At 38.8% G+C, this 16,252-nt stretch carries 17 protein-coding genes and 1 pseudogene; 8 read left to right on the forward strand and 10 right to left on the reverse strand.

The annotated features are described in order from the left end of the window. Nucleotides 1-7 precede the first annotated feature (7 nt). Nucleotides 8-538, forward strand: a complete 531-nt coding sequence (locus L652_RS0120775; RefSeq protein ID WP_024595405.1) for a hypothetical protein — start codon at nucleotides 8-10, stop codon at nucleotides 536-538. Between the two features lie 62 nt (nucleotides 539-600). Here L652_RS0120775 and L652_RS0120780 read toward each other — a convergent pair whose 3' ends face one another. Beyond that, the gene (locus L652_RS0120780) at nucleotides 601-1,143 is read right to left on the reverse strand and encodes a carboxymuconolactone decarboxylase family protein (protein WP_024595406.1); all 543 of its coding nucleotides are present in this window, start codon (nucleotides 1,141-1,143) and stop codon (nucleotides 601-603) included. Between the two features lie 112 nt (nucleotides 1,144-1,255). Here L652_RS0120780 and L652_RS0120785 point away from each other — a divergent pair, with 112 nt between their 5' ends. Next, entirely contained in the window at nucleotides 1,256-1,843 is a 588-nt protein-coding gene (locus L652_RS0120785) for a TetR/AcrR family transcriptional regulator (RefSeq protein WP_024595407.1), read from the forward strand. Between the two features lie 104 nt (nucleotides 1,844-1,947). Here L652_RS0120785 and L652_RS0120790 read toward each other — a convergent pair whose 3' ends face one another. From L652_RS0120790 to L652_RS0120810, 5 genes are all read right to left on the reverse strand, one after another. Continuing rightward, complete coding sequence (locus L652_RS0120790; protein WP_024595408.1) at nucleotides 1,948-4,068, reverse strand: methyl-accepting chemotaxis protein; 2,121 nt, start codon at nucleotides 4,066-4,068, stop codon at nucleotides 1,948-1,950. 106 nt (nucleotides 4,069-4,174) lie between these two features. Then, nucleotides 4,175-5,392 carry an organoarsenical effux MFS transporter ArsJ gene (gene arsJ / locus L652_RS0120795; protein ID WP_024595409.1) on the reverse strand — a complete coding sequence of 406 codons (1,218 nt, stop codon included), beginning with the start codon at nucleotides 5,390-5,392 and terminating at the stop codon, nucleotides 4,175-4,177. A 24-nt stretch (nucleotides 5,393-5,416) separates the two neighbouring features. Then, nucleotides 5,417-6,427 (reverse strand): ArsJ-associated glyceraldehyde-3-phosphate dehydrogenase, encoded by a 1,011-nt coding sequence (locus tag L652_RS0120800; RefSeq protein ID WP_024595410.1) that lies wholly within the window; start codon nucleotides 6,425-6,427, stop codon nucleotides 5,417-5,419. A gap of 20 nt (nucleotides 6,428-6,447) precedes the next feature. After that, complete coding sequence (locus L652_RS0120805) at nucleotides 6,448-6,804, reverse strand: metalloregulator ArsR/SmtB family transcription factor (RefSeq protein WP_024595411.1); 357 nt, start codon at nucleotides 6,802-6,804, stop codon at nucleotides 6,448-6,450. 176 nt (nucleotides 6,805-6,980) lie between these two features. Further along, on the reverse strand, nucleotides 6,981-7,409 hold the full coding sequence (locus L652_RS0120810; RefSeq protein WP_024595412.1) for an organic hydroperoxide resistance protein: 429 nt from the start codon (nucleotides 7,407-7,409) through the stop codon (nucleotides 6,981-6,983). A 123-nt stretch (nucleotides 7,410-7,532) separates the two neighbouring features. Between L652_RS0120810 and L652_RS0120815 the strand changes: the two genes are divergently transcribed. From L652_RS0120815 to astB, 3 genes and pseudogenes are all read left to right on the forward strand, one after another. Further along, the gene (locus tag L652_RS0120815) at nucleotides 7,533-7,967 is read left to right on the forward strand and encodes a MarR family transcriptional regulator (RefSeq protein ID WP_024595413.1); all 435 of its coding nucleotides are present in this window, start codon (nucleotides 7,533-7,535) and stop codon (nucleotides 7,965-7,967) included. 45 nt (nucleotides 7,968-8,012) lie between these two features. Further along, nucleotides 8,013-9,108 (forward strand): annotated as a pseudogene (locus L652_RS01000000124240) (L-dopachrome tautomerase-related protein). A gap of 637 nt (nucleotides 9,109-9,745) precedes the next feature. Then, nucleotides 9,746-11,092 (forward strand): N-succinylarginine dihydrolase, encoded by a 1,347-nt coding sequence (gene astB, locus L652_RS0120830; RefSeq protein WP_024603627.1) that lies wholly within the window; start codon nucleotides 9,746-9,748, stop codon nucleotides 11,090-11,092. A gap of 81 nt (nucleotides 11,093-11,173) precedes the next feature. Here the strand turns inward: astB and L652_RS0120835 are convergent, their stop codons facing one another. Beyond that, nucleotides 11,174-12,028, reverse strand: a complete 855-nt coding sequence (locus L652_RS0120835) for a mechanosensitive ion channel domain-containing protein (protein WP_007586226.1) — start codon at nucleotides 12,026-12,028, stop codon at nucleotides 11,174-11,176. A 274-nt stretch (nucleotides 12,029-12,302) separates the two neighbouring features. Between L652_RS0120835 and L652_RS0120840 the strand changes: the two genes are divergently transcribed. Both L652_RS0120840 and L652_RS0120845 read left to right on the forward strand, forming a co-directional pair. After that, complete coding sequence (locus L652_RS0120840) at nucleotides 12,303-12,983, forward strand: SDR family oxidoreductase (RefSeq protein ID WP_024597442.1); 681 nt, start codon at nucleotides 12,303-12,305, stop codon at nucleotides 12,981-12,983. Nucleotides 12,984-13,031: 48 nt separating this feature from the next. After that, nucleotides 13,032-13,712, forward strand: a complete 681-nt coding sequence (locus tag L652_RS0120845; protein WP_024597443.1) for an SDR family oxidoreductase — start codon at nucleotides 13,032-13,034, stop codon at nucleotides 13,710-13,712. A 122-nt stretch (nucleotides 13,713-13,834) separates the two neighbouring features. On the opposite strand, the gene L652_RS0120850 is transcribed toward L652_RS0120845, so the two are convergent. The 3 genes from L652_RS0120850 to L652_RS0120860 all read right to left on the reverse strand — a co-directional run bounded on the left by L652_RS0120850 (nucleotide 13,835) and on the right by L652_RS0120860 (nucleotide 15,189). Then, on the reverse strand, nucleotides 13,835-14,056 hold the full coding sequence (locus tag L652_RS0120850) for a hypothetical protein (RefSeq protein WP_024597444.1): 222 nt from the start codon (nucleotides 14,054-14,056) through the stop codon (nucleotides 13,835-13,837). After that, entirely contained in the window at nucleotides 14,053-14,574 is a 522-nt protein-coding gene (locus L652_RS0120855) for a hypothetical protein (RefSeq protein WP_024597445.1), read from the reverse strand. The genes L652_RS0120850 and L652_RS0120855 overlap by 4 nt, the downstream gene beginning before the upstream one ends. 255 nt (nucleotides 14,575-14,829) lie before the next feature. Then, nucleotides 14,830-15,189, reverse strand: coding sequence for a hypothetical protein (locus L652_RS0120860; protein WP_024597446.1), 360 nt, complete (start codon nucleotides 15,187-15,189; stop codon nucleotides 14,830-14,832). Between the two features lie 408 nt (nucleotides 15,190-15,597). Here L652_RS0120860 and L652_RS0120865 point away from each other — a divergent pair. Further along, nucleotides 15,598-16,252, forward strand: a 655-nt coding sequence (locus tag L652_RS0120865; RefSeq protein WP_024603628.1) for a M20/M25/M40 family metallo-hydrolase, incomplete at its 3' end; no start/stop codon positions are given.

Genomic DNA, 16,252 nt, shown 5'->3' on the forward strand with positions numbered 1-16,252 from the left:
CCAAATTATGACATATTTTAAAGCGATATTCTTAGTGTTATGCTTATTAACATTTAGTAGCTATGCATCCGATACATCCACCAACCTTGATAAAGAACTTGCCGTATTTAAGCCCTATTTAGGAACTTGGCAGGCTGACTTTAAAGTACCTGAAGGTGCTAAAAAAATACAAGATGTTGGCCGTTGGGAGCGTGCTTTAAACGGTAAAGCGATACATACCAAGCACTCTATTAATGAAGGTGAGTATGGCGGCGAGTCGATGATTTTTTACGACAGTAAAAAAGAGTCTTTGGTATTTTACTATTTCACAACAGCAGGGTTTTATACAAAAGGGACTATGAAAGTCCTCAGCCCCACTCAATTTGTAGCTTATGAAGATGTAACTGGTAGCCAAGATGGTATTACAAAGGTTAAATCGATGAGTGAACTAAAAGACGATAAATTTATTGTATCGACCTCTTATTTAAAAAAGGGTGAGTGGACAAAGCCCGAACAACGTATTTATACACGCAGTACAAAAACGGTTAAGTTTAAATAGCTGTGATTTAAAAGTACAAAAAAGGCAGCCTAGGCTGCCTTTTGTCATTTATAAAACCGTATTTATTTTACGTATTTTTTAAATGCAGCGTCTACTGGTGTATCAGCAAGGTGATTAGTGTAGTTGCTCATTACTTTTTGAGACAAGCCTACAATAATTTCAAGTAGCTGTTGCTTAGCGTAACCTGCGGCAAAGAATTTTTCGATTTGCTCATCGCTGATCACGCCACGTTCACGTGTCATTGCAAGTGTAGTTTCACGAAGAGTTTCTAGCTTAGGGTTTTCAAGTGGTGTTTTGTTAACAAGTGCGTCAACAATACCTTGATCAACCTTCATTGCCGCTGCAATGCCACTGTGAGCAGGAACACAGTAATGACAGTCGTGCTCTACGTTAATTGATTGCCATACTACTGTTAGCTCTTCTGCGTTGAATGATGTTTTTTGAAACAACTCATGCAGTACTTGGTAACCTTTAAGTAATGTTGGTGCTTCAGCCATTACTGCATGTAAGTTAGGAAGCATACCAAATGCTGCTACTGAATCAGCTAGTAACGGTTTTGCTTCTTCTGGTGCGTTTTCTTGAGTGTATAAAGTAAATTCGGCCATGGTTAGCTCCTAATAATTAATAGTTTTAAGTAACTTCGAGACACATAGTATTTGATTTTGAGCGACTGTTCAAGTTAAAATTGAGCAAATGTTCAAATTGATTGAGAATGATATGGCTAATAAGGTTAAATTTGAACGCGAGAATGTAGTTCGCGTTGCTAGTCAGCTATTTTGGCAAAAAGGTTTTCATGCAACCTCAACGCGTGACTTACAAGAAGCCGTTAATATGCGCCCAGGTAGTATTTACTCTGCGTTTGGCTCTAAAGAAGGTCTATATTGCGAATCGCTGAAAGATTACACCGAACAAATGAAAACCCAAATAGAAGGGTTTTTATCAAGTGCCGATACAGTACTTGGTGGATTACGTGCGTTTGTTGAAAACGTGGTAATTAAAACAAAAGATTGCAGTCCAAGCGCTATTTGTATGCTAGTTAAAGCAAACAGCGAGTTTGCAGAAAAAGACTCAAACCTGTATGAGCTAAGCTTAGATTTAACGGCTCAATTTGAAGCCTATTTAACGCAATTATTTACCCAAGCAATAAACAAAGGTGAGTTACGTAACACGTTGACCGCTGTTGAATATGCGCGCTTTTTTCAAGTGCAATTTACAGGTTTACGCGGTTATTTTAATCGTCCTAATGTAGGGCAATTTGCTGAGCCAATGATCAACCAAATGTTTATGTTGATTAAAAAGTTATAAATAGCAGTTATCGAGCATTCTCAACAAGTTACATTTATTCTACTAAATAAAAATGGCCAGTATTAACTGGCCATTTTTTTTGTGCTTAAAGCTTAATTTGTAAGTTACGTTTTAAGCTTGTTAAGTTCATTATCTTGCTGGGCAACAAGTGCATTAAGCGCTTCGCTGCTATCCCCTGCTTGTGTAGATAAGTCAGCAAGTTGCGATGCGGCATCAGATATAAGCGTTAAATTACGGTTTATTTCTTCAGTCACTAAACTTTGCTCTTCAGCAGCGGTGGCAATATGTGTAATTTGGTTGGTTATTTCATCAACTTTAACAACAACACTGTGCAGAGCATCAAAAGCTACTGATGTTTCATCAACGGCATTTTGTGCACGTACTACGCCTTTTTCAATAACGGTAGATGCGTTACCTACTTCAGATAATAAACTATCAATTAGTTGGCTTATGTCATCTGTTGATGAACGCGTTTTAGAAGCAAGTGCACGTACTTCATCGGCAACAACAGCAAAGCCGCGCCCATGTTCACCAGCGCGCGCAGCTTCAATAGCAGCGTTAAGTGCAAGTAAATTTGTTTGTTCTGAAATAGTACGAATTACATCTAATATTTGCGTAATATCTTTACTACGCGAAGCGACTTTTTCAACGGCTTGGTTAGCTTCTTTAATTTCTTCAGACATCGTTTTAACTTGCGTCATCGCTGAAGATAAGCTCGACTCACTGCTCACTACCAAGCTATTTATTTCATCGGCTTGTTGGGCTGATTGCTCTGATGCTCTGGCGACTTCAAGTGCTGTTGCGCTCATTTCGTTCATAGCCGTTACCACACTTTCAATTTCTTGAAATTGAGATTGCACATTGTGCTTTGTATCAATAGCTATGTGTTGTGCTATTTCGCCTTGCTGCTTGGTTTGATCAGACACCGTTTTAAGCTCAGAAATTAAATCACGTAGCTTTGCTAAAAATCGATTAAACCCACCAGCTAATGCAATAAGCTCTGCGTGACTATCAACATGCAATGTATGTGTTAAATCACCTTCAGAACTTGCGAGGTTATCAACCCGCTGTTGAATTTGTTGTAGCGGCGCTATTACACCTGCTATTACTAATTTCATAATAACAAAAGCAACCACAGCAATTACTAAGCCTGTTATTAAAATAATAAATCTGAGTGATGTTGCTGTTTCTTGCATGTTTTTTTCTAGCGCTTCAGGCCCTGCAAGTGCTAGTTCTGTAGGTACTTCTATGATTAATGACCACTGAGTGTTAGCTAGTTTTATATTAATTGGGTAGTTAACTAAATACTCGCTAGGCGTTTTAAAGAGACCATGTTGGCCTTTAAATTTAACCAGCTCACTGTAAGTGTTGCTACTAACCGCTTCTTTAAATGGGCGGCCTAATTTAGATTTATAGTGACTGCTGCCTACAATTAAACCTATATCACTTAAAAGTGTTACTTTTGCTTGGCCGTTGTAAAGCTCGCTCGACAGCTTTTCGGTTAAGCCCTGAAAAGTTGGGAGCGTTAAATCAACGCCAGCTAAACCAATAAACTGACCTGACTTTAAAATAGGCACAGTTAACGAAGTTAGCATTACTGAATCGCCCGATGGGATTTCGTATAAATACGGTTCCATAATACAAGGCTTAAACGTGTCTTTTGCACACAAATACCAATGCGCTTCACGAATACCAAATTCATTTAAAGAGGTAATATATTTATCGGCAGCGTTGGCTACTTTTTGCTGCTCAATAGTGCCGTTTTGGTCGCGAGTAATATACACCTCTAAGGTGCCATTACCATTAACCGAATGTTTGTAACCTTGTTTAAAGCTCGAATCTTGCCCATCAAAAGCATTAGGCTCAAATTGCGAATATATAGAAGAAAGCAAAGTATTTTGCTCTAACATCGAGCGGTTTATACTTACTACCGTATCGCGGCTAAGGGTTTCGCTTTTTGCTGCGTCACCTAATAAAGCCGCTAATGAATAAGGAATGCGGTAAGCTTCATTAATAAAGCCTGCAATTTTTTCTCCGTATCCAGCTGCATGAGCATTAAGCTTTTCTTCTACTTCTACAGTAATGTACTCTTCAGATTTAGTCGCTAACTGCTTATTACTTGATGATAACTGCCACCACAAAATGCCTGATAGCACTAGTACAGTTATAAATATACTACCGACACTAAGCCAGAGTAACTTTTTTGCTAACGATATTTCTCGCATTCATTACACCCTTTAAATTAAAACTACTGATACAGTTTAGTAGATCTAATCAATGAAGCTATGAATATCGTTAAACAAATTGAATTTAATACAATACGTTGGGTTTTTAAAGTTTAGCTAACCGTGCTGTTGTAATTGCGGCTAAAACTAATAAACACACACTTACCCATAAACACGCACTAAGCCCATATACTTGAAAAAACCAACCAGAAAGCACCGTACCAAGCAAACGCCCTATCGCATTGGCCATATAATAAAAGCCAACGTCGAGTGACACTCCATCGTTTTTTGCAAAACTTACTATTAAGTAACTATGCAGCGATGAATTTACAGCAAATACTCCACCAAAAATAAGTAAGCCTATTACAAGCGTAAAATGTACCGCTATATCCAATTGCATCAACAACGCTAAAATGCCAGTTACGCCACTTAATAAAGCAACCCACCAATATGCTTTTTTGACCGAATGTGAAGTTGAATCTCCTTGCCCAGTTATTCGCGGTGCTTGCGATTGCACCAATCCATAAGCAATTACCCACGAAGCCATAAAGCCGCTGACCCACCAGTGATCCCAGTTAAACTGAGCGGCTAAGTAAACCGGCAATGCAACCACAAACCATACATCGCGCGCCGCAAACAAGCATAAACGCGCTGCGCTAAGTAAGTTAATTGCCCGCGATTTAGAAAATAATTCTTTAAACTTAGGTTTGTTTTTAGCTTTACCAATATCGCCTTTTAAAAAAATTAAACTAATAACCCACGCAACACTAAGTAAAATAATTAGACTTATTAATGCCCCCACAAAACCAAATACAGTTAGTAATAAGCCGCCTAAAAAAAAGCCCACCCCTTTTAAAGCATTTTTAGAGCCGGTAAGTATGGCAATCCATTTATATAATTGGCTTTGCCCTGCATCGTCTTGTGGTACTAAATACTTAATGGCGCTCTTTGCACTCATTTTATTTAAGTCTTTTGCTATGCCACTCAGTGCTTGCGCTGCCATAACATAGGCAACGGTTAGCCAATCCCCTGGCACGCAAAGCATGGCTAAAGCGACAAGTTGTAGCCCAAGCCCTACATTCATGGTTTTGTTCAACCCTAAATGCGCGCCAAGCCAACCACCTACTAAATTGGTGATCACACCAAATATTTCATAAAACAAAAACAACATGGCTATTGCAAATGCACCATAACCTAACTGATGAAAATACAGCACCACCAACATGCGTAGCGCACCATCAGTTAAAGTAAATGCCCAATAGTTACTAGTAATTATTAAATATTGTTTTATAGAGCTCGGTAAGTTAGCCAACTGCGCAAACATAGCGTTAAACCTTTTTAAACGAGATTAAACCAAATCACTTTGTGCAACTTTTAGCATTAGCTCAGCAGTACGGTTTGCATAACCCCACTCGTTATCGTACCAAGCGTATAGTTTAAGTTGAGTGTTGTTAATGACCATGGTTGAAAGCGCATCAATAGTGCAGCTGCGCGGATCTGTTTTGTAATCTATAGATACAAGCGGCTTTTCTTCGTAGCCTAAAATACCTTGTAGCTCGTTATTTGCAGCGTCTTTAAACCACGTGTTTACTTCGTCTTGTGTAACACCTCGCTCAAGCTCAAAAACACAATCGGTAATTGATGCGTTAGTAAGAGGTACACGCACGGCATGGCCGTTTAATTTACCTTTAAGCTCAGGAAAAATATGCGTAATAGCCGTTGCACTACCGGTTGTAGTAGGAATTAAACTTGTACCGCACGAACGCGCACGGCGTAAATCTTTATGAGGGGCATCAATAATAGTTTGGGTATTGGTAATGTCGTGAATAGTAGTCATTGAGCCGTGCTTAATGCCCACTTTTTCTTGCAGTACTTTTACAATTGGCGCTAAACAGTTAGTAGTACACGAAGCCGCTGTAACAATTTTATGCTCACTTGGGTTATAAAGATCATCGTTTACACCCATTACTACATTTAAAATACCGTCTTCTTTTACAGGTGCGGTTACCACAACACGCTTAACGCCTTGTGCTAAATATTGATTTAACAGCTCTGTGGTTTTCATTTTACCGCTGGCTTCTATTACTACATCGCAATCAGACCAATCAGTTTCGTTTATGGCTTTGTTGTTGGTAACTGCAATCGTATGCTTACCCACACTAAAGCTATTATCATCACTAGAAACCTGTTGTGCTAAGCGCCCGTGTACTGAGTCAAACTCAATTAAATGTGCGTGTGTTTTAGCATCGCCCGCTACATCATTTACTTTAATAAACTCTATTTCTGGCCAATCAACTGCTGCACGCAGAGTTAAACGTCCCATACGGCCAAAACCGTTAATACCTACTTTAATAGTCATAATTAAATACCTTTAATAAGTTAGTTACAGCAGCTAGTAATACGTTCAGGGCGATTACCCATAACATTTAAGCGCGTTAAATCGTTTTCATAAAATGAAGGGTTAGCAGTAAGCGTTTGCGTTAATACATTTTTAGCCCACTCTGGTAGGGCTTTATTAATACTGTAATAAACCCATTGATTTTGTTTACGGTCGCTCAACAATCCGCATTGTCTTAACTGCGCTAAATGGCGAGACACTTTAGGCTGGCTTAGCTCAAGTGCAGTAACCAGTTCGCATACACATAGCTCTTCTTGATGGCTAATGAGCAGCATTGCTTTTAAACGCGTATCGTCCGCTAGGCATTTATAAAATTGAAGTGGGTTGAATTGTTCCATATTGTCCTCGCAGTTTTATTGCACATACAATAAAACAAAAACAGAATATATGGAATAGTGAATATATGATTTTTTGTATGTTTATTTAACGACTCATTTTTATTAAACTCCACGCACAAAAAAGCCCAGTGGCAAAACCACTGGGCTATTACAGTATTAGTTAACTTAGCAATTAATTAAATAACTGAAAGCTCTACTTCAATATTGCCACGTGTTGCGTTTGAATATGGACATACTTGGTGCGCTTTATCTACAAGCTCCTGCGCTGCAGCTTTATCCATATCACCTAGTGATACAGCAAGTTTTACTGCAATACCAAAACCGCCTTCAATCGCGCCAATAGATACTTGTGAGTCAATATGTGTGTCGCTTGGTAAATCTATTTTTTCGCTACCTGCTACAAATTTTAGTGCGCCAATAAAACACGCGGCATAACCTGCGGCAAATAATTGCTCAGGGTTAGTACCTTGACCGTCGTCTCCGCCTAAACCTTTAGGTGTTGATAAATTTACATCTAAACGACCATCATCAGATTTAGCTACGCCTTCGCGGCCGCCAGTTGCAGTTGCTTTTGCTGTATAAGCTACGTTTTGTAATACATTCATAATGAACTCCAAAGTTTAGTAATTAATTTAGTTTGTATGCAAAATAATAGAACAAGTAATTAGAGATTGCAAATACTTTGCATGCAAATTAAAATGCCATGTATCGAAATAAAGGATAACGTTATGCCGTTTGAGCAATTAAAGTTAAAAAATCAGTTATGTCATCGGTTATATATGGCATCTAACAGCATTGCGCGTGCGTATCGCGAGCCTTTAAACGAGCTAAATTTAACTTATCCGCAATACGTAGTAATGATGGCGCTGTGGGAGCAAGACGAAATAACAATTGCAGAGCTAATAGATAAAACCGCGATAGATGGCGGTGCAATGACCCAAATACTCAAAAAAATGAGCGACAAATCATTACTGGCTGTTATTAAAGATGAGCACGACAAACGCAAACGCCTAGTTCAGCTAACCAAGCATGGCCAATCACTTAAGTTAAAAGCAGCCGATATTCCTAAAAATATTTTATGTAAATTTGATAGTGTAGATGCAACACAAGCGAAACAGTTGATGCAGCTGCTCGATTTAGTAGTAAACGACTTAGCCGATTAGGCTCTTAATTTTTAAACAATAAACGTATTTTAAAAGGTTTTAAAAATGACTCATATTAAAAAACTACTATTAGCAGCGGCGTGTAGCACGGCTCTTTTAGGTAGCAACGCCGTATCTGCTAATACCGATAATCAAAATGCTGATTTAAAAACAGTAGCCACATTTGATGCGCAGCACCCTCCGGGCAACATTGCTATTACCCCATCGGGCAGAAAGTTTTTATCTGTGCATGGCTTTTTTGGCCAAAAGCAAAAAATTATGGAGCTTTTAAGCGATGGTACAACTAAGCCCTATCCTAATGAAGAGTGGGCATACGCGTACAATAACGGTAAAGGTTTTTACGACGTACTTGGCATAAACGTATCAAGCGATGGTGTATTATGGATGCTCGACACTTCAGGGCCCGATCACGCTGGGCGCTTAGTAGGTTGGGATACAAACAAAGAGCAACTACATAAAATCATTTATCTGGCTAAACCAACCATTACCGACACCTCGTTTTTAAACGATTTAGTCATCGATAATAAACATGGCGTTGTATACATTGCCGACACAGCCCAAGGCAGCCAAGCCGCTATTATTACGGTAAACCTTAAAACAGGTGTCGCACGCAGAGTGTTACAAAATAGCCATTACACCACCGCCGAAAATATCGATATGGTTATTGATGGGCGCATAATGAGCCTTGGCGGACAACCAGCCCGCTTAGGTGTTAACCCTATTACGCTTGACCCTAACGAAGACTGGCTTTACTTTGGCTCAATGTCGGGTACGTCGGTTTACCGCATTGCCACCAGCGATATAAATAACGAGAGCCTTTCGGGTAAAGCGCTTGAAGACAAAGTTACGCGTTACGGCACTAAGCCAATTTCAGATGGTATTATTGTTGATGGCGGCGGNAACCGACATAACCAATGGCGCAATTGGCGTAGTTAAACCCACTGGCGACTACGAAGTATTATTTAAAGACGAACGTTTGAGCTGGCCTGATGGCTTTAGCTACGGACCCGATCATAAAATATACTTTACCGTTGACGACTTACATAATTCGCCTGTACTTAATAATGGCAAAAATCAAAGCCACGGTAAGTTTAAAGTAATGTCGTTCGAGCCTTTAGTAAAAGGAAAAGTAGGCCGCTAATTTGCTTTTTGAGTGACTGTATTTTTTAAAAAGCCTTGCACATTTAAGTGACCTAATAGTTGCAGGGCTTTTTGTTAAAAACACACCACACTGGTGCATATTTTAAAAATACTTCACCGCTTTGGTGCTAATCCTTTAGTACGTATTTACACTTAAATACTAAATACCTGATTTATATTCATAAAATATTCAAGTTAATGTTGGCATACTTCTTCCAATAAACTGATGTGTTCAGTGAAAATACCAAGGAAAAACCATGTTCAACTTATACCATACCCTTTACCTTTTATGGCGTTTAGATATTAGCGTTTGGCAAGTTAATGATCCAACAAATACCCATACCACCGCTGACAAAGAGCGCGTTTATGTTAAGTAACATCGTATTGTGTAAAGGCTTGGCATAAAGCTTAAATGTAAAAACCTACTTTAGGCTAAGCTTTTGCACACTATGAAATTTATGTGTACATTTTAATTAAACTTCAAATTAATCGTTCAATATAAAAACAACCCCCTTGTAATAAACTCCACATTTAAAAACATCGAAAAAATTAGTAAAAACACTGCGTTTATAACTTTGCAAGCAGCCCTATTGCGTTGTATTGTTGCATCCTATTGAAAATTTTTAGTTGGAACGTGTATGCACGCTTTGGAAGTTAATTTTGATGGCTTAGTTGGTCCTACTCACAACTACGCTGGTTTATCGTATGGTAATGTTGCCTCGTTAAATAACGCAGCAAGCTTTTCAAATCCTCAAGAGGCTGTGCTTCAAGGCCTTGAAAAGATGAAAGCCATGCACGACAAAGGCCTAACTCAAGGTGTATTTGCCCCTCATGCGCGCCCCGACTTAAACGTACTGCGCCGCTTAGGCTTTACCGGTAATGATGCACAAGTAATTCACAAAGCATTTAAAGCAGATCCTATTTTATTACGCGCGTGTTATTCAGCGTCAGCAATGTGGACAGCCAATGCCGCTACGGTATCGCCATCTCCTGATACAACCGACGGCAAAGTACATTTTACTTCAGCTAATTTAAATAATAAGTTTCATCGTTCATTAGAGCCTGCAACCACTACGCGCTTATTAAAAGCGATGTTTAATAACGACAAATACTTTGCGCACCATACCCATTTACCAGACCAAGGCTTTTTTGGCGACGAAGGTGCAGCAAACCATACTCGTTTTTGTGACAGCCACGGCGAGCAAGGCCTTGAAATGTTTGTATTTGGTGCCAGCGCGTTTAACAGCCAATTACCAAAACCAGCTAAATTTCCTGCAAGGCAAACACTCGAAGCCTCAGAAGCAATTTGCCGTTTACATAACTTAAAAGATTCAAGCCAAATTTTACTACAGCAAAATCCAGACGTAATAGATCAAGGCGTGTTTCATAACGATGTAATTGCAGTAGGTAACGCCAACGTATTACTGTGCCACCAGCAAGCATTTTTAAACCAAGCACTGGCACTGCAAGATATTCGCGAAGCGTATGTAGGCAATAAAGAATTTTACATTATTGAAGTACCTACCGACAAAGTAAGTATTTCCGATGCTGTAAGTAGTTACTTATTTAATAGCCAGTTAGTGAGCCTTGAAGATGGTTCAATGCTGTTAGTGGCACCACAAGAGTGTAAACGCAACAGCGCGGTTAACGCCTACATTGAAGAAATGATTATGGCTGATAACCCAGTAAACCAAGTGCAGTTTTTTGATTTACGCCAAAGTATGCAAAATGGTGGCGGCCCAGCTTGCTTGCGTTTACGTGTAGCCCTTAACGAGCAAGAACTTGCTGCAGTAAACCCTGAGGTTATTTTAACTGATACTAAATACACACAACTGTGTGACTGGGCAAAACGTAACTACCGCGACAAATTAGGCGCAAGTGACTTTGCAGATTTAGCCCTACTCACCGAAAGCTACCAAGCACTTGATGAGCTTACACAACTACTTAATTTAGGCTCAGTGTACGACTTTCAATTAGAAGGTTAATACCTCAGCCTACACAAAGGCTAATACAAAAATAGCGAGCCAAGGCTCGCTATTTTTATTTATGTTTATGTTAATACATACTTAAGCATCTTTGTTAACAGTTATGGCCGATGCCATAGACTCAGATATATGCAGCGTACGCTGCGGAAACGGAATACTCAGCCCTGCGCCTTCAATAGCTTCTTTAACACGTTTATTTAAATCCCACACAGTTTGCCAATAATCACCATTAACAGCCCACGCACGTAATTGAATGTTTACTGCGCTTTCGCCTATTGATGTCACCATTACTTTAGGTGCAGGCTCTGCGAGTAATCGGCTCTCTGATGCAGCTAATTCTTTGAGTACATTTAAGCCAACATCAATAGAGTCGGCATACGAAATACCCACCACTATGTCCATTCGTCTTTTGCCATTACGGGTAAAGTTTTTAATATTACCACCCCACACTTTGCCGTTAGGTGATGCTATATAAAGACCGTCGGTGGTTTTAAAAATAGTGGTAAATAGGTTTATTTCACTCACAGTACCAAGTGTGCCACTGGCATCAACAAAGTCGCCTATTTTAAAAGGTCTGAGTATTAGCAGCATAATACCCGCAGCAATATTGCTCAGCGTATTTTTAAGGGCTAAACCAATCGCTAAACCCGCAGCGCCCATTAGCGCAATTAAGCTTGCCGTATTAACGCCAAAAATATCTAAAATAAATAGCCCGCCAATTATATAAACTAAATAACCAGCAATACTCGATAAAAGCGGGAGTAGCGTACTATCTACTCTTTTTAATGGCGATTTAGAGTTTTTAATCGCTTTTTTAACCGAGCGTGCAATTAAGGCACTCGCAACTAAAATCACCAACGCTAAAATCACTTTGTACCCTAAAGTGATGATTGTTTCTGAATGGCTTTGCCAAAACGCTAAAAGTTTATCTTTCATGTTTGTTCCGATAAATATTGCTGACACTCAGCAAAATAATGGTTAAATCTAATAAAACCGACTTCAAAAGAAGTGGCGCGAGTATATAGAATAAAAAATTTAAACCTATCTTTTTTAATCACTTATTTCAACTTTAAAAATACCGTTAAAACTATGGTTTTTGATACGTAGAGCCCACCTATTTACGGCTAATTTATAGCGCCTATTCAATATAGGTTAATCGTTTATTGGTATGGTTATTTTAAGCTTACAATGTTCACAAAAGAGGTTATCTATGGGAAAAGAGAAAATAGTACTCATAACCGGCGCTTCAAGTGGTATTGGCGAAGCAACCGCAAAAATGCTGGTTAACAATGGTCATAAAGTAATACTTACCGCTAGACGCGAAGATAAATTAACTGAATTAGTAGAGTCATTGGGCTCAGATAACGCCATTAGCGTAGCCGCAGATGCAACCGACTTTACCGCGCTTGAAAACGTAGTTGCTAAAGGCATTGAAAAATTTGGTCGTTTAGATGTTGCCTTTGCTAATGCAGGTAAAGGGCTAGACACTTTAGGGGTTGAAGAAGGCGACCCCAATGAGTGGTCAACCATGATCGACATAAACATTAAAGCCCTACTGTGGACTGCAAAACTAACAATGCCGCATTTACGCCAAAGCAAAGGACACTTTATTATTACTAGCTCAGCAACTGGTCGCAGAGCTGTTAAAGGCTCTATATACGGTGCAAGCAAATGGTTTACTTATGGTTTTTCTCAAAACCTAGCACAAGAAATTAGTGAATGGGATGGGCGTTGTACAACCATCACCCCTGGCGCTGTAAATACCCCTTTTACTGATGAAGCAAGACCTGACAAGTTATACCCGCAAGATGTTGCCGATGCTGTGCTATTTGCCATTGAGGCAAATCAGCGTAATAACATCAGAGAAATACATTTAAGACCCACTCATTAGTAAAACTATTCTCATAATTTTGAATATGTAAACATAGGAGAAATAATCATGGCGAAAGAAAAAATAGTCCTCATTACAGGTGCTTCAAGCGGTATTGGCGAAGCAACCGCAAAAACGCTGGTTAACAATGGCCACAAAGTCATTTTAACCGCCAGAAGCGAAGACAAATTAACTAAATTAGTTGAATCATTAGGCTCAAATAACGCACTTAGCGTAGCTGCAGATGCCACAGACTTTACCGCACTTGAAAACGTAGTAACAAAAGGCATTGAAAAGTTTGGCCGATTGGATGTAGCCTTTGCTAACGCAGGCATGGGTGTTTCAACCGCTGGCACCGAAAAAGGTGACCCAGATGAGTGGTCAACCATGATCGACATAAACATTAAAGCGCTGCTATGGACTGCAAAACTAACACTGCCGCATTTACGCCAAAATAAAGGTCACTTTATATTAACCAGCTCTGCCGCTGGCCGTAAGCCAATTGGTGGCTCTATTTACGGTGCAACTAAATGGTTTGCTTATGGCTTTGGACAAAACTTAGCTGAGGAAATGAGCGAATGGAATGGCCGCTGCACAACCATAGCACCAGGCATGGTAAACACCCCATTTTTTGATGAAGCTAAACCCGACAAACTCGACCCACAAGATGTAGCCGACGCCGTACTCTTTGCCATTGAAGCAAACCAGCGCAACAGCGTACGTGAGATTTATTTAATGCCGACTAATTAACGTTGATTGGTTGAGTTTGAGCTGTCAGGTTTAATGCTAATGGTATTAAACCTGATGGTTGTTAATTCTAAATACCGGCTAGATAGAATGAAGGGAAAATATTCAGCATTAATAAAAGCTTGTTATATATACAGTAACTCTAAACCTCCATCACTAGGTTCAAATACTTCAAGCCAAATGGTAACACCATTTTCATCGCTACATTCAATATCAAAGGCTCCATCATAAACTTCAACTATTGTTCCAATATCACCGACCTGAGGAACTCTAGAGCCAAAGCTTTTTTCTGAATGGATAAATTTTTTATTAAGAGATATCACTTTTACGACAGAGTATTGCTTCATTTGATTTTATGGCACGCATGAGTGTTTTGGTTACAGGTTTGATAAACATAAATAGAACTAAAAATATTCTGGGTCTTTAACTCAGCTTTAAATTCATCAGAAAAATTACTTTCAACCTGAAGTATGTCAAAGAATGGCCCATATAACCCAACAAGTAATATCCCTGGTTTATTTAATGTAGCAATGCTTTGCATTGTTTTCTTCTGTAACTTAGCTTTAATTGCTGACTCAACTCTTCCATTAGTAATTGAATCAAAATCTCCAACTAAATCGCCTTTTGACGATATGTGAACTTTATCATCTGCGGCATGAGAAGTTATGCTGATTGCAGTCTCTTGGCTAAAATGTGCATCTGTTATTTCTATCCAAGTATCTACGCCATCAATCTTTACAATTGCATCAGGCGGATCTGGTCTGTTAATTAATTCAAGTACTTTACCTTGTGATGAAAGGAGATTCTTATATGAATCTAGAACAGCAATTTCATGTGTGGGATTTAAATCTCTGTGTGAAGTCATCTTGAACCTATAACTAGACTGTAGAATAACTCCAACAGCCAAATTCAATTAAAAAACTAGCTCCTGCAATTAACTATAAGCGTTTTTAAAGCATTAGGTAATACATTTGGAGCCCATAAACGAGGCTGTTTTTCTTGAAAAATAGTAATTCTACAGCCTCAACGCCTGAATAATGTGTGAGCTAGTTTGGCCGTTTTATTGCGTCGTTTGCAACTAAAAATGACAAACTAAAGTGAATCACTATTCATTCTCTTGTTATGTGTAAATTTTTAACTGAACTTTGCCGTTTATAATTTCTAAGTTACCAAACTCACCTACAACCTTAAAGCCCTGATTTGTTTCAATTAACGAGTCTATATTGCCATAATCAAATGAACCATCTATATCATTGTTTGGTTTAACACTACTTTGTTCAACAAGCCCTGAATATGAAGTAAAACCCGTAAATTGAATTTCACATTTACGGTAGCAAGTATATTCATCAGGTTTTGGATTTAGATAATGAGGTGAATCAGGCCAAATGCTAGCCTCAATTTTGAATGTGATTTCAGTTGTATTTGAACTCCAACCGAGAACAAACGAATCATTGAAATCTATACCTTTGAAAATATCCATATACTTGATGATATCCGTTTACACCTGACAATTTAGTCTACGACATTTGTCGTTTTACAAACCGACAAATGTCTTTATATTACAATGATTTTATCCTAGCTATAAAATAAACAACTGTAAACAGTTAGTTAGCTTCGCCTTACCTTTTCTAAATGCAGCAAAACCCCAAAATGGTGGAGATCAGTAATACCAGACAAATCGTTGTTTATTTATACAGCTTGGTTGTTAGTTAAAAGGTTATATTTTAAATATCTGTGTTTAAACCAACAACGCGTACACCCCAAAACTCTTAAACTTGTAACTCGTTATTGCTTATAAAATTAGTTAAAAATCACAATCACCTTCTATTGAATCCTGTGTATTTTTACTTCATATTAAATACTCTTATTTCTCACTTATTATGCTGTTATGTCATTTTTAAAATTTAGCCATGCACTTATCCTCACACTTGCTAGTACCTTACCGCTTACAAGCCATGCGGCGCTTGATAAAAACGAGCGTGAAATAGTAAAACAGGTCGATAAAAACATTCCCCAAGCACTTAAAGAAATAGAGCAAGCCGTAAATATTAATAGCGGTTCGCTTAATATTGAAGGTGTAAAAAAAGTAGGTGCGCTGACAAGCGAGCAGCTTAAAGCCATAGGTTTTAAAGTAGAATGGCTGGATGGCAGTGCGTTTAACCGCGCAGGTCATGTATTAGCAGCCCATGAGAGTAAAAACCCCGATGCAATAAAAATACTGATGATCGGCCATCTAGATACGGTATTTGCCAAAAACGATAACTTTACTACCTACAAACAACTTGATGCCGATACAGCCAGTGGCCCAGGCGTTGCCGATATGAAAGGCGGTAACACGATAATAATTACCGCACTTAAAAGCTTACAAGCCCTTAATTTACTCGAAAATGTAAGCATAAAAGTATTGCTGACTGGCGATGAAGAAAGCAGCGGTCGCCCACTTAGCTTATCTAAACAAGCTATTGTTGATGCAGCAATTTGGGCTGACGTAGCGCTTGGCTATGAAAATGGCGATAACAATATAAAAACAGCTATGGCGGCGC

It is taken from the genome of Pseudoalteromonas sp. TB25, from assembly GCF_000497995.1.
Lineage (GTDB): Bacteria > Pseudomonadota > Gammaproteobacteria > Enterobacterales > Alteromonadaceae > Pseudoalteromonas > Pseudoalteromonas distincta.

Coding starts and splice junctions, on each gene's coding strand:
- L652_RS0120775 (WP_024595405.1), top strand. CDS start 8: ATGACATATTTTAAAGCGATATTCTTAGTGTTATGCTTATTAACATTT.
- L652_RS0120780 (WP_024595406.1), bottom strand. CDS start 1,143: ATGGCCGAATTTACTTTATACACTCAAGAAAACGCACCAGAAGAAGCA.
- L652_RS0120785 (WP_024595407.1), top strand. CDS start 1,256: ATGGCTAATAAGGTTAAATTTGAACGCGAGAATGTAGTTCGCGTTGCT.
- L652_RS0120790 (WP_024595408.1), bottom strand. CDS start 4,068: ATGCGAGAAATATCGTTAGCAAAAAAGTTACTCTGGCTTAGTGTCGGT.
- arsJ (WP_024595409.1), bottom strand. CDS start 5,392: ATGTTTGCGCAGTTGGCTAACTTACCGAGCTCTATAAAACAATATTTA.
- L652_RS0120800 (WP_024595410.1), bottom strand. CDS start 6,427: ATGACTATTAAAGTAGGTATTAACGGTTTTGGCCGTATGGGACGTTTA.
- L652_RS0120805 (WP_024595411.1), bottom strand. CDS start 6,804: ATGGAACAATTCAACCCACTTCAATTTTATAAATGCCTAGCGGACGAT.
- L652_RS0120810 (WP_024595412.1), bottom strand. CDS start 7,409: ATGAATGTATTACAAAACGTAGCTTATACAGCAAAAGCAACTGCAACT.
- L652_RS0120815 (WP_024595413.1), top strand. CDS start 7,533: ATGCCGTTTGAGCAATTAAAGTTAAAAAATCAGTTATGTCATCGGTTA.
- astB (WP_024603627.1), top strand. CDS start 9,746: ATGCACGCTTTGGAAGTTAATTTTGATGGCTTAGTTGGTCCTACTCAC.
- L652_RS0120835 (WP_007586226.1), bottom strand. CDS start 12,028: ATGAAAGATAAACTTTTAGCGTTTTGGCAAAGCCATTCAGAAACAATC.
- L652_RS0120840 (WP_024597442.1), top strand. CDS start 12,303: ATGGGAAAAGAGAAAATAGTACTCATAACCGGCGCTTCAAGTGGTATT.
- L652_RS0120845 (WP_024597443.1), top strand. CDS start 13,032: ATGGCGAAAGAAAAAATAGTCCTCATTACAGGTGCTTCAAGCGGTATT.
- L652_RS0120850 (WP_024597444.1), bottom strand. CDS start 14,056: ATGAAGCAATACTCTGTCGTAAAAGTGATATCTCTTAATAAAAAATTT.
- L652_RS0120855 (WP_024597445.1), bottom strand. CDS start 14,574: ATGACTTCACACAGAGATTTAAATCCCACACATGAAATTGCTGTTCTA.
- L652_RS0120860 (WP_024597446.1), bottom strand. CDS start 15,189: ATGGATATTTTCAAAGGTATAGATTTCAATGATTCGTTTGTTCTCGGT.